Raw genomic sequence first — 11,552 nt, forward strand, 5'->3', positions numbered from 1 at the left:
GCCGCCTACTTCGCGAGCACCAGCGTGTTCACGTCGTCTTCGACGTAGTAGAAGCCGTCGCCTTCCGGCGTCATCGCGATACCGAACAGGTCGCCGTTGCCGGGGGGCGATTGCGCCTTGTCGGTATCGATCCAGCGTGCGTACAGCTGCTTGCCGGTCGCCGGATCGATCTCGACGACCTGGCCGTTCAATGCGTTGGTCACCAGCAGGTGGCCATTGGGCGCGGTGACCATCGCGAGCGGACGATGCAGCAGGCCGTCGGCGGTCAACTGACGGCCGACGCCCGCGCTGCTGTCGCGCGTGAGCGGATCGTCGATCTCGGTGATGCGGTTGCCGATCGCATCGGACACGTACAGCAGCTTCTGATCGGCCGACAGCGCGAGGCCGGTCGGCCCGACGAGGAACACGCCCTTGTCGGCCTGCGCGCCGAAGCCGCTGCCGATCACGGTTTCCTGCTTCACGACGGGCGGCTTGCCTGCCGGCACGTCGAGGTCGAGGCGCAGCACGGTGGCCTGCTTGAACACGGGCGGATTGCCTTGCGCGTCGCCGACGCCGAAGCCCGCGTTGCTGACGAACAGCGTTGCGCTCGTGCCGTTGTCGACGACCGCCATGTTGCCCCACGGATCGTTGATGTTCGGCGTCGAGATCGTCGACGCGATCTTGCCTTGCGGGTCGATCACGATCAGGCAGCCAGCGCCCTTGGTGCCGGTCGTGCCGTCGTTGCTCGGCGTGCTGCCGACGATCACCCAGCCCGACTTCAGCATCGTCATCGCGGTCGACAGGCCGATGCCGCCCGGGCATTCCTCCAGATCGAGCGGCACGGTCGCGAACAGCGTCATCTGTCTGGTGTCCGGGTGATAGTCGATGATCGTGCTGCCGGTGCCCTGCAGGTTCGTCGAGTTGTTGAAGTTGCCGACCAGCACGTCGCCTTTCTTCACGGTGCCCGCGCTGACCGGCGCGACCACGAGCGCGTACGGATTCTGGTCGCCGTTATCCGGCACGGTGTTGATCAGCGTCGTGTGACGCTTGATCGTTTCAAGGAAGCCTTGCGGCTCGGCCTGCGCGCTGGCGGCCATCGTGAGAGCGGCGGCGCCGGCCATCGCGGCGAGCAGGGCTCGCGCGGCGCGCGCCGCAAGCTTGCGCGTGAGTTGATTCACGATTGGGCCTCCGTGCGGATGCACCAAGCGGGAGTGGCGGCGACGATAGAAAACATGGGAAGTGCTGGTCCGGTTGCGTGGGGTGGCATGTGCTTGCGAGGATGAAAGCGCGCGGCGGGCGGTGTCAGAAGTTGATATTGGTCCGCACGCCGACGACGAAGGTGTTGCGCAGCGGCTGCGTCGGGTCGTTGGGGTTCTGGCCCGCACCGGCGTTGAACGTGTATTGCGCGTCGGCCTGCAACTGCCACCACGGATTGACCTGATATTGGTAGGTCGCCTCGAGCGTGGTTTCGCTGGTGCGCACGCCGTAGGGGCTGCCGTTGAATGCCAGGAAGTCCTTGTCGAGTCCGTTCACGTGACTGCCGACCTTGATGTAGGTCAGCGCGAGACCGGCGCTGTCGTTGTCACGGCCCTTGAACGGCGCCTTCAGCACGACGCCGAGGTTGGCCGCGACTTGCACGAGGTTGCGGTCGCCCGGCGCGCCCATCACGCGCGCAAACACGCCGAGACTGCGTGGTTCGTCGGAGTCGGGGTGCCACACCATCTGATCGGCGACCGCATAGAAGCTGTAGTTGCCGCTGTGATTCACCGGAATGCCGGTCGACGCCGGATTCGCGAGCGACAGCCCCATGTTGTCGTAGCGCTGATCGGCGAACTTGTTGGTGTTGTACCAGACGCCGAGCTTGTAGGTGCCCGGCAGACCGCGGCCGCCCATGCCGACCATTTCGCCTTCGGCCGGCTGGTTGATCGAGTACTGCAACTCGCCGATCCACAACGCGCCGTTATGCAGGTTGAAGTTCGTGCCGCTCATGTTGTCCGGGTCGTTGCCGAGCGGGTCGCCCGAATACACGCCGGCAAGCGCGGTCAACGAAGGGGTGATCTGGCCGCGCACGCGCACGCCGAGACCCGCGAGCGGATAGGCGGGACCGCCCGACGGCATGTCGTACGAGGGCAGCGCGGGCCAGCCGAACATCGTGTTGAGGAACAGGGCCGCATACGTGCTCGTGATGAATTCCTGGTCGAGACTCTGCTGACCGATCTTCACGTCCACGCGTTTGTTCAGGAACGACTGCTGATACCAGAGCTCCCACAGACGCGTCGCGTCGTCGGCCTCGATGCCGCTCGCGGTATTCAACGTGCCGAGCTTGTTCGCGCTCAGGTTCGCGCCGTGAATTTGCAGTGCGCTGACGTTGAAGAGGCCGCCCGGCAGGCCGAACGCCTTTTGCGTATCCATCTGCAAGGTAGCGGTGGTCACGCCGTCGTAGTTGACGCCGCGCGCGAGACCGCCGCGCAGATTGGCCAGCACTTCGCTGGTTTCGGTCAGCGTGAAGGTCATGCCGTACTTGCCGAGCCACGGACGCAGGCCGCCCATGTCGCCGAGCAATTGCTGGCGGTTCCAGAGGCCCGTCCACTGGTTGGTCTGCGTCGCCTGAATGTTCAGGTCGGCCTCGGGCGCTTCCGGGTTCGCATCGGGATTGGCTTCGGCCAGCGCCGCGTGGCCGGTCAACGAGGCACACGCGAAGGCCGTGCACAGTGCGACGCGCCGCATCGAAGGCAAACGCGTACGATGAGTTGCGCCGGGACCTGCGCAAGCGTCGCAAACCGGACGCGCATTGGCACGCGATCCATTGAGTTGGGCGAACTTCATCGAAATCCTTATGAGTGTTGTTTCGATCGATGTGATCAATCTGCGACTGCCTGGCGTGACACCGCGTGTTGTCCCAGGCTGCCAAAGCGGCTGATGGCGTGATCGTACGCAGGCGTATTGCGGCAGTCAACTCAAATGAGAACGATTCGCAACAAGATTACTGGCATGTAATTCCCGGATTTACGGACTGCGCCTAAACTTTATGAGGACGTAAACAGATATTCATTAGCGCGTAATGAAAACGTATTGATGTAGTCAGGCCGAACGTGCGAAACGGCGAGGTGTCGAAGCGCACGAGTCACCCCGAAAGTCAAAGTAAGGAGGTAGAGATGGGCAAGCGCATTCTTCTGGTTTCGTTGCTGATGAGTGGTGGTCTGTTGCTGGGCGGCGCAGCGCACGCGCAGTTGAATCTGAAGCAGTTCGGCATCGGCGGGGGCGGCGATAGCGCGGCGGGTGCCGGGGCGTCGTCGGGCGGCGTGTCGCAGTTGCTGCAGAGTTACGTGGGCGCGAACCAGCAGGTGCTGAGCGGACAGTCGAGCCTCGCGTCGGCGATGGGCATGACGAGTGCCGCCGGCCAGGCGCAGCAGGCGGCGGGGCTGCTCAGCGGCGGCACGCCGTCGGTCAGTCAGTTGACGCAGGTCGGCAGCACCCAGCAGTCGCTGTCGCAGAAGCTGACCGATGCGTTCGCGAATCATGCAAGTGGCGGCGCGTCTGCGACGCCGGTCAACAAGGAAGCGTTCACGCAAGGTCTGTCGTCGCTCGGCAAGGGTGTGAGCCAGTATTCGAGCTTGCAGTCGGGGCTCGGCAGCCTCGGTCAGATGAGTCCGTCGTCGCTGCTGCAATCGGGCCTCAATCCGCAGACCGCGCAAAGCGCTTCGTATATCGCGCAGTCGGCGCCGGGGCAGTTGCAGTCGCTGATGTCGACGCTGAGCTCGGCCGTGCAGTTCGCATCGAGCCACGGCATTACGGTGCCGTCGATCGCGACGTCGGCGTTGAAGGGCTTGTAGGCGCGTTTTTGCTTCGTCCCGCGCGCGGTCGATTCAGCGCCGAAAGCCGCTATGATCGCGTGGAACCCGCAGTCCAACCGGAATTCCGCCGATGTCCCACACCATCAATCTGGAAAACTACTTCGCCCGGATCGGCTATCAGGGCCCGCGCGCCGCCACGCTCGACGTGCTGCGGGCGATTCACCGGCTCCATCCCGCCGCGATCCCGTTCGAGAACCTGAACCCGTTGACGCGCCGGCCCGTCAGGCTCGAGCTCGAAGCCGTCGAACGCAAGCTCGTGACCGAAAAGCGCGGTGGCTACTGCTTCGAGCAGAACATTCTGTTCGCGAACGTGCTGATGCAACTCGGCTTCAGGGTCACGCCGATGCTTGCGCGCGTCGTGTGGGGCCGCGAGCCCGGCACGATCTCGCCGCGCACGCATATGGTGCTGCGCGTCGATATCGACGGCGACGCATGGATCGCCGACGTCGGCTTCGGCGCCGTGACGCTGACCGCGCCGCTGCGGCTGACCGCCGGCCTCGCGCAGCCGATTCCGCTCGGCACGTTCCGTCTCGCCGACGCGGGGCGCGACACCGTCTATCTCGAGGTGCTGGCGCCGGACGAGAGCTGGACCCGCGTTTATCACGTCGATCTGCGCGCAGTCGAGTGGATCGACTACGAAACCTCGAACTGGTACACCTCGACGTCACCGGACTCGAAGTTCGTTCATAACCTGCTGGCGTGCCGCGTGTTGCCCGAACTGCGCCTGGCGCTATTCAACGATCAGTTCAACGAGCGCGACGCACGAGGGCAGATCGTCAACGAACGGCGCCTCGCGAGCGCCGCCGAACTCGCCGACTGTCTGCGTGAGCGTTTCGGCTTGAATCTGGAGGACATCGATATCGCCGACGTGTTCGAGCGCGTGCGCACGCGCGATGAGGCCGCATGAGCCGACCGCTCGAGGGAGCCGCGATGGTCGCACGTCTGATCCTGCAATCGCTGGCGTGGCTGGTTTTCATGGGCGTGCTGCTGTTCGGCGCGGCCGGCACGCTCGCGTGGCCGGCAGCGTGGTGGTATCTGTTCGAGCTGGCGGTATTGAGCCTGTGGCTCGGCTTGTGGCTCGCGCGTCATGATCCCGCGCTGCTCGCGGAGCGGCTCGCGCCGTTCGTGCAGGCGCAGCAGAGCCGCTGGGATCGTGTGTTCATGGCCGCGATCGGGGCCGCGTGGTGCGTCTGGCTGATCCTGATGGGTTTCGACGCGATGCGGTTTCGCTGGTCCGCGCCGCTGCCGTCGTGGCTCATGGGCCTCGGCGCGTTGTGCGTGTTCCTGTGCATCTTCATGTGCCGGTTCGTGTTTCGCGCGAACAGCTATGCCGCACCGGTGGTCAAGATTCAGTCGAGCCGCGGGCACAAGGTCGCCGACACCGGGCCCTACGCGTACGTCCGTCATCCGATGTACGCGGCCGCGCTGGTGTTCTTCGTCGGCACGCCGTTGATGCTCGGCTCGTGGTGGGGGCTCGTGGCGCTGCCCGTGATGGCGTACGGGATGGGCTGGCGCGCGGTGCGCGAGGAGCGGCTGCTCGCCGGGCAACTCGACGGCTACACCCAATACATGGCTCGTGTGCGTTACCGTTTCGTGCCGTTTATCTGGTAGCGCGTTCCAGCCGTCTCCCAGCGTCGAACCGGGTAAGATTGGGCCCGGCCGTCGGAGAACCGGCCACGGTGTACCTCATGTACCACCGGCGAACCACCGATGAGGTTTGGAGTGAAAACAACGACACAGGCGCGTATGGCGCCCGCCGCACAGGCCGAGCAGAAACAGCATTCCGCTGAACGCGATCGCGATCGCGACACGCCGGTCAAGGCGATGCCCGCCTACGAGCAGATCAAACGCTACGTGCTTCAGCGCATCAGCGAAGGCGCATGGAAGCCGGGCGGGCTGATCCCTTCCGAAACGGAACTGGTCAAGGAGTTCGGCGTCGCGCGCATGACGGTGTCGCGCGCGCTGCGCGAGCTGACCGCCGGGCGCGTGCTCACGCGCGTGCAAGGCTCGGGCACCTTCGTCGCGCCGCAGCGGTATGAATCGACGGTGCTGGAGATCCGCAATATCGCCGATGAAATCGCCGCGCGCGGTCATCGTCATTCGGCGCGCGTGCTGACGCTCGAACCGAGCGACGACGCCGACGCGCTCGAAGCGCTCGGTCTCGCGAACGGTCCCGCGTTTCATTCGTGCATCGTGCACAGCGAGGAGGGCGAGCCGATCCAGTACGAGGACCGCTTCGTCAATCCGAAGGTGTTCCCTGAATATCTGCAGCAGGACTTCTCGGTCGAAACGCCGAATCACTACATGGTGCGGCTCGCGCCCGTGCAGCGCGCCGAGTTTCGCATCTACGCGCAAAAGCCCGACGCCCATGTGCGGCGTCATCTGATGATGGATATCGGCGAGCCGTGTCTGCTGCTGTGGCGGCGCACGTGGGTCGGCGAGAACGTTGCGACGTCGGTGCGGCTATGGCATCCGGCGTCGCGTTTTCATCTGGCGGGGACCGTCTAGTACGGTTGCTGAAGCGCGCTTTATCCCTGGCGCTGCGAGGTCTTCGGCGAAAAACGGCAGCCGAGCCGGTAGCGCGAACCCGGATGCACGAAACGCGCGAACGTCACGGCGACGCCGCCCGTCCATGTGCGGCGCGTCAGCGTCAGGCACGGTTCTTCGGCGTGAATTTCGAGCAGCTCTGCTTCGGCAGGCGTCGGCAGCGCCGCGTCGACCACGTGTTCGAGATCGTGCATCGGCACGACCGTCAGCAGATACTCGGACGGCTTCAGCGCCGAGAAATCGTGCTGCAGAAAATCCGGCGCGACCGCCGGATTCACATAGCGATCTTCTAGCTGCACCGGCAGACCGTTCTCGCGATGCACGCAGATCACATGAAACACCGAAGCGCCCGGCGCCAGCCCCAAGGCGTTCGACACCGTGACCGACGCGGTCTCGCGCTGCAACAGCACCATATCGCAGCGATAAGCGTGGCCGCGCGAGCGGATCTCGTCGCCGATATGGGCGATCATCAATAGCGTGGACTGCGGCTTGTTCGGCGCGACGAAAGTACCGACGCCCGATAGGCGCGTGACGAGCCCCGCGTCGGCGAGTTCGCGCAGCGCGCGGTTGACCGTCATGCGCGAGACGCCGAGCGTCGCGACGAGGTCGAGCTCCGAAGGCAGACGGTCGCCCGCCTGGCGTTCGCCCGAGCCGATGATCTGGCGAATGTGCTGTTTGACCTGCTCGTAGCGCGCGGCCGGCGCTTCGTCGCTGCCGCGCGCGATTTTGGCCGCGGCGCTGGCCGCGCTGGCGGACGATTTGCCATGAGGCTTGTTTCGAACGGCGGCGCTCATAGGGGCGGGGTGTCGTCGCGGCCGCGCGTCCAGAACGCATTGCGGTCGAAGTAGTTTTGCAGAAACTGTCGCAGACGCGGCTGCGCGGCATCGTGAAACACGTCGCGCGGTTTGCCCTGCACGGCGATGCGGCCTTGATCGATGAATACGACCTTGTCGGCGACCTGCGCGGCAAAACCCATTTCGTGCGTGACCACGGCCATCGTCATGCCGTCGCGCGCGAGTTGCTTCATCACCTGCAGCACCTCGCCGACCAGCTCCGGATCGAGCGCCGACGTCGGTTCGTCGAACAGCATGATGTGCGGCTCCATCGCGAGTGCGCGCGCAATCGCGACGCGTTGCTGTTGACCGCCCGACAGTTTCGCCGGATACGCGTCGCCCTTGTGCGAGAGGCCGACCGTCTCCAGCATCGCGCTCGCGCGGCGGCGCGCTTCATCGTGCGACAGGCGCCGCACGCGCAGCAGCGCCTCCATCACGTTGCCGAGCGCGGTCATGTGCGGCCACAGGTTGAACTGCTGGAACACCATGCCGACGTTGCGGCGCACGCGGTTGATCTCGCCTAGCGAGGCGCGCACGCGTTTGCCGTTGCGCTCGGCGTAGCCGAGCAGCTCGCCTTCGATGCGCACGTCGCCGTGATCGTAGGTTTCGAGCGCGGCGAGGCAGCGCAGCAGCGTGCTCTTGCCCGAGCCCGACGGCCCGATGATGCAGACCACTTCCGAGCGCGCGATCTCGAGATCGACGCCGCGCAGCACCTCGACATCGCCGAAGCGTTTGCGCAGATCGCGCACCTCGATCAGCGGCGCGGCATTCGATGCGTTCGCCGTTGCGCTGGCGGACGGCGCGGAAGATTGCGCGGGGGAGGACATGTCGGCGATGGCGTTCATAGGTGTTCCGGAATCATGCCATGAAGCGTGCGAGGCGGGCTTCGGCCCACATGCCCGCGCGCGAGGTCAGCTCGACTAGAGCGAGATAGCACACGCACAGCACCAGCAGGGTTTCGACGAAAGCGAAGGTGGCCGAGCCGATGCCGGTCAGCACGAACGTCAGTTCGGGCACCGTGACGATCGACAGCACTGCCGTTTCCTTGCTCAACACGATGATCAGATTGGTCAGCGCGGGTACGATCAGCACCAGCATCTGCGGCGCCTGGATGCGCAGGATCGCCTGCCAGCGCGTGAGTCCGAGACACGCCGCCGCTTCGAGATGGCCTTTGGGCACCGACTGGAAGCCGGAGCGGAACGCCTCGGCGAAATACGCGCTGCCGTAGAGACCGAGGCCGACGATGCCGGCCGTCATCGGTTCGAGCGTGAGACCGATGGACGGGCCAGCGTAGTACAGCAGAAACAGCTGCACGAGAAACGGCGTGCCGCGCAGCAACTCGATGTAGACACGCAACACGGCGCGCAGCCAGCGTCCGCAGAACAGTTGCAGCACCGCGATCAGGAAGCCGATCGCGAGACCGATCGCGACGCCCGCGGCCCAGCTGGCGAGCGTCGTCGCGAGGCCGGCGGCGATCGGCTGCAGGTTGTGCGTGATGACGGTCGGGTCGAAAGTTTGCATGGCGAGGTTCGCTTAAACGTGAGTCGATTCAGGCGTGCTGCAAACGGTGTTCGGCCGCATGCGCGACCAGCGCGAGCGAACCGCAGATCACGAAGTAGATGAGCCCGGCCGCGACATACGCTTCGAGCGGCCGGTAAGTGCTCGCGGCGATGTTCTGCGCGGTGCGCGTCAACTCGGCGACGCCGACCACCGAGATCAGCGAAGAAGCCTTGATCAGCAGCACCATTTCGTTGACGAGCGACGGCAGCGTCAAACGGAATGCTTGCGGCACCAGAATGCGCCGCAGCGTATCGAGCGGGGAAAGCCCGAGCATGCGCGCGGCTTCGAGATGTCCGGGCGGAATGCTCAGAAAACCGCCGCGCAGAATCTCCGCGATGTACGAGGCCGAGCACAACGATACCGCGCTGATCGCGGCGACGATCGGCGACACGTTGATGCCGGCGAACGGCAGCAGGTAGTACACGAGCAGCAGCTGCACGAGCATCGGCACGCCGCGAAAGAAGAACACGTAGGCGCCGCCCGCGAGGCGCGCGGCGCGATGCTGCGACAGCCGCGCGGTGCACACGCCGATGCCGACGAAGAATCCGATCACGAGCCCCGTCAGCGAAATGCCGACGGTGGCGAGCGCCGCATGCAGCAGCAGCGGCAGGCCCTGAACGAAGACGGTCGTGTTGAACATGGGTCGCGGCCGATGGAAGGGGAAGGGCGACGCGCGCCGCGCGACGGCGAAACGATTGCACGACGCGGGACGCCCACGTTGAAGACGCTCAGTAGTTCGGCGTGGGCATCGTGGACGGCATCTCCATCGCGACACCGAACCACTTTTTCTGCAACGCGGCGAGGCGGCCATCCTTCTGCATCTTCACGAGCGCTGCGTTGAACGCGTCGGCGAGCGGTTTGCTGTCGGCGTCCTTACGCAATGCATACGCGAAGTACACCTTCGCGCCGAACGGCGGCTGCACGACCGCGAACATCTCGGGGCGCTGCTTCGCGACATACGCGATGTTGGTCATCGAGTTCGCTGCCGCGGCGATGCGGCCCGCCGCGAGGTCCGCGTAAGCCTGATTGTTGTCGACGTACTCGCGGATTTCAGGCTGCTTCGGCAGCGTGGCCGCATAGCTCTTCAGCTGGTCCAGCTGCGCGGTGCCTTTGCCCGCGCCGACCGTCTTGCCCGCGATATCCGACGATTGCTTGATCGACGCATCGTTCGCGCGCTTGAGCAGCGCGTCGGTCGCATCGGCGACGGGCAGCGTGTACGTGTAGCGTTCCATGCGCGCCTTCGTGACCGTCAGCGGGCCACCGACCATATCGAACTTGCCCGCTTCGAGACCGGGCAGCACACTCGGCCACGGCAGATCGATGAAGCGCACCTTGACGCCGATTTCCTTGCCGATCTGCGCGAACAGCTCCTTGTTGAAGCCGGCTTGCTGACCGTTCTCGAGAAAGTCGAATGGCGCGAACTGCATTTCAGTGCCGACCACCAGTTCGCCGGCTTTCTTCACTTTGGCGAGCTGGTCTTCGGCGTGCGCGGCGACGCTTGCCGCGCACAGCGCCAGCATGACCAGACGACATTTCCAGCCTGCAAGGATACGCATGGGGTTCTCCGGGGGCGAATTGGTGTTGGGTCGCCGGCGTGTCGAAGTGTTCGTTCCAGACCCGCCGCGCCGGCGGCGCGATGCGGGCTTCGCTGGGCAGTATATACCGCGTTTCCGGCGAAAAATAAATGCTCGCTTGAGTAGAGAAAAGCCCTGATCTCGAGGCGTGCGAAGCAACTTGCGGCGCTGCTTTTGGCGGTATATACCACTGCAATACCGATCCTCGAAGGAGCCGCGCGATGGCCGTGACCCGCATTCCGATCATCGATGTCGCCGGCGTGCGCGCGGGCGATCAGCAGGCGCTCCGACGCGTCGCGAAGGAAATTCATGAAGCCTGTACGACGATCGGTTTTTTCTACATCGTCAATCACGGCGTGCCGCAAGCGAAGATCGATGCCGCCGCGCAGGCCGCGCGCACTTTCTTCGCGTTTCCGGTCGACACGAAACGACGCGCGGCGGTCAATCATCGGCATCGCGGCTTCAATGCGCTTGGCGACGCGACGATGTATCAGGCGAAGCGGCCCGATTACAAGGAGTTCTTCAGCATCGGCCTCGAACTGCCGGAAGACGATCCCGACGTGCTGGCGGGCCAGGCACTACGCGGGCCGAACAATTGGCCGGACTTCATGCCCGGGTTGCGGCCGGTGCTGTATGACTATTACGAGGCGGTCGGCGCGTGCGGGGCCGATCTGCTGCGCGCGGTCGCGGTGAGTCTCGGCATCGAAGAAAATTTCTTCGCGCCGCGCTACACGAAGCGCATGCAGCGCACGCAAATGGTCTACTACCCGCCGCAGCCGCCGCAGTCGGGCGAAGATCAGTTCGGCGTCGCGCCGCACACCGACTACGGCTGCATCACATTGCTGTGGCAGGATCAGGTCGGCGGCCTGCAGGTGCGCGAAATCGCCAACGATACGTGGGTCGAGGCGCCGCCCGTCGAAGGCAGCTTCGTCGTGAACGTCGGCGATCTGCTCGCGCGCTGGACCAACGACCGCTTCCGCTCGACGCTGCATCGCGTGATCAATGCATCGGGGCGCGAGCGCTATTCGATCGCGACGTTCTACGATCCGACCTACGGCGCGCTCGTCGATCCGCGTGAGCTCGGCGCGAGCGACGCGCAAAGCAAATATCAGCCGGTCGCCGCGGGCGACTATATCCTCGGCCGCATCAACGACTCGATGGGCTATCGCAAGAAACTCGCCGCTACCGCACAGTAAGGACCTCCT

The 11,552-nt window shown here is 64.9% G+C and carries 12 protein-coding genes; 5 read left to right on the forward strand and 7 right to left on the reverse strand.

What is annotated here, in order from left to right; genetic code table 11:
* Nucleotides 1–5 precede the first annotated feature (5 nt).
* Together OKW29_RS10910 and OKW29_RS10915 are read right to left on the reverse strand one after the other, a co-directional pair.
* Nucleotides 6–1,100, reverse strand: coding sequence for a hypothetical protein (locus OKW29_RS10910; protein ID WP_429292483.1), 1,095 nt, complete (start codon nucleotides 1,098–1,100; stop codon nucleotides 6–8).
* 181 nt (nucleotides 1,101–1,281) lie between these two features.
* Entirely contained in the window at nucleotides 1,282–2,805 is a 1,524-nt protein-coding gene (locus OKW29_RS10915) for a carbohydrate porin (RefSeq protein WP_429291056.1), read from the reverse strand.
* A 329-nt stretch (nucleotides 2,806–3,134) separates the two neighbouring features.
* Between OKW29_RS10915 and OKW29_RS10920 the strand changes: the two genes are divergently transcribed.
* The 4 genes from OKW29_RS10920 to hutC (OKW29_RS10935) all read left to right on the forward strand — a co-directional run bounded on the left by OKW29_RS10920 (nucleotide 3,135) and on the right by hutC (OKW29_RS10935) (nucleotide 6,341).
* Nucleotides 3,135–3,812, forward strand: coding sequence for a hypothetical protein (locus tag OKW29_RS10920; protein ID WP_184038604.1), 678 nt, complete (start codon nucleotides 3,135–3,137; stop codon nucleotides 3,810–3,812).
* Nucleotides 3,813–3,903: 91 nt separating this feature from the next.
* On the forward strand, nucleotides 3,904–4,740 hold the full coding sequence (locus tag OKW29_RS10925; RefSeq protein ID WP_184069145.1) for an arylamine N-acetyltransferase family protein: 837 nt from the start codon (nucleotides 3,904–3,906) through the stop codon (nucleotides 4,738–4,740).
* A gap of 23 nt (nucleotides 4,741–4,763) precedes the next feature.
* Complete coding sequence (locus OKW29_RS10930; RefSeq protein WP_429292484.1) at nucleotides 4,764–5,444, forward strand: methyltransferase family protein; 681 nt, start codon at nucleotides 4,764–4,766, stop codon at nucleotides 5,442–5,444.
* Between the two features lie 111 nt (nucleotides 5,445–5,555).
* The gene (gene hutC, locus OKW29_RS10935) at nucleotides 5,556–6,341 is read left to right on the forward strand and encodes a histidine utilization repressor (protein WP_429291057.1); all 786 of its coding nucleotides are present in this window, start codon (nucleotides 5,556–5,558) and stop codon (nucleotides 6,339–6,341) included.
* Nucleotides 6,342–6,361: 20 nt separating this feature from the next.
* Here hutC (OKW29_RS10935) and hutC (OKW29_RS10940) read toward each other — a convergent pair whose 3' ends face one another.
* The 5 genes from hutC (OKW29_RS10940) to OKW29_RS10960 form a co-directional block, all read right to left on the reverse strand.
* A complete protein-coding gene (hutC, locus tag OKW29_RS10940) occupies nucleotides 6,362–7,174 on the reverse strand; it encodes a histidine utilization repressor (RefSeq protein ID WP_429291058.1) in 813 nt (270 codons plus the stop codon).
* Nucleotides 7,171–8,058 carry an amino acid ABC transporter ATP-binding protein gene (locus OKW29_RS10945; protein ID WP_429291059.1) on the reverse strand — a complete coding sequence of 296 codons (888 nt, stop codon included), beginning with the start codon at nucleotides 8,056–8,058 and terminating at the stop codon, nucleotides 7,171–7,173. Before OKW29_RS10945 ends, hutC (OKW29_RS10940) begins: the two co-directional genes overlap by 4 nt.
* Before the next feature lie 13 nt (nucleotides 8,059–8,071).
* On the reverse strand, nucleotides 8,072–8,734 hold the full coding sequence (locus OKW29_RS10950; RefSeq protein ID WP_187629814.1) for an amino acid ABC transporter permease: 663 nt from the start codon (nucleotides 8,732–8,734) through the stop codon (nucleotides 8,072–8,074).
* Between the two features lie 28 nt (nucleotides 8,735–8,762).
* On the reverse strand, nucleotides 8,763–9,413 hold the full coding sequence (locus OKW29_RS10955; RefSeq protein WP_176105687.1) for an amino acid ABC transporter permease: 651 nt from the start codon (nucleotides 9,411–9,413) through the stop codon (nucleotides 8,763–8,765).
* Nucleotides 9,414–9,501: 88 nt separating this feature from the next.
* Nucleotides 9,502–10,329 (reverse strand): transporter substrate-binding domain-containing protein, encoded by an 828-nt coding sequence (locus tag OKW29_RS10960; RefSeq protein WP_090806118.1) that lies wholly within the window; start codon nucleotides 10,327–10,329, stop codon nucleotides 9,502–9,504.
* Between the two features lie 239 nt (nucleotides 10,330–10,568).
* On the opposite strand from OKW29_RS10960, the gene OKW29_RS10965 reads away from it, so the two are divergent.
* Complete coding sequence (locus OKW29_RS10965; protein ID WP_184068401.1) at nucleotides 10,569–11,543, forward strand: isopenicillin N synthase family dioxygenase; 975 nt, start codon at nucleotides 10,569–10,571, stop codon at nucleotides 11,541–11,543.
* The last annotated feature ends 9 nt before the right edge of the window (nucleotides 11,544–11,552 follow it).

This window comes from Paraburkholderia sp. CI3, from assembly GCF_050436505.1.
In the GTDB taxonomy this organism is placed as follows: Bacteria; Pseudomonadota; Gammaproteobacteria; order Burkholderiales; family Burkholderiaceae; genus Paraburkholderia; species Paraburkholderia tuberum.

What these genes read in the sequence shown, in the direction of transcription:
- OKW29_RS10910 (WP_429292483.1), bottom strand. Translation starts at nt 1,100, where the DNA reads ATGGCCGGCGCCGCCGCTCTCACGATGGCCGCCAGCGCGCAGGCCGAG.
- OKW29_RS10915 (WP_429291056.1), bottom strand. Translation starts at nt 2,805, where the DNA reads ATGAAGTTCGCCCAACTCAATGGATCGCGTGCCAATGCGCGTCCGGTT.
- OKW29_RS10920 (WP_184038604.1), top strand. Translation starts at nt 3,135, where the DNA reads ATGGGCAAGCGCATTCTTCTGGTTTCGTTGCTGATGAGTGGTGGTCTG.
- OKW29_RS10925 (WP_184069145.1), top strand. Translation starts at nt 3,904, where the DNA reads ATGTCCCACACCATCAATCTGGAAAACTACTTCGCCCGGATCGGCTAT.
- OKW29_RS10930 (WP_429292484.1), top strand. Translation starts at nt 4,764, where the DNA reads ATGGTCGCACGTCTGATCCTGCAATCGCTGGCGTGGCTGGTTTTCATG.
- hutC (WP_429291058.1), bottom strand. Translation starts at nt 7,174, where the DNA reads ATGAGCGCCGCCGTTCGAAACAAGCCTCATGGCAAATCGTCCGCCAGC.
- OKW29_RS10945 (WP_429291059.1), bottom strand. Translation starts at nt 8,058, where the DNA reads ATGAACGCCATCGCCGACATGTCCTCCCCCGCGCAATCTTCCGCGCCG.
- OKW29_RS10950 (WP_187629814.1), bottom strand. Translation starts at nt 8,734, where the DNA reads ATGCAAACTTTCGACCCGACCGTCATCACGCACAACCTGCAGCCGATC.
- OKW29_RS10955 (WP_176105687.1), bottom strand. Translation starts at nt 9,413, where the DNA reads ATGTTCAACACGACCGTCTTCGTTCAGGGCCTGCCGCTGCTGCTGCAT.
- OKW29_RS10960 (WP_090806118.1), bottom strand. Translation starts at nt 10,329, where the DNA reads ATGCGTATCCTTGCAGGCTGGAAATGTCGTCTGGTCATGCTGGCGCTG.
- OKW29_RS10965 (WP_184068401.1), top strand. Translation starts at nt 10,569, where the DNA reads ATGGCCGTGACCCGCATTCCGATCATCGATGTCGCCGGCGTGCGCGCG.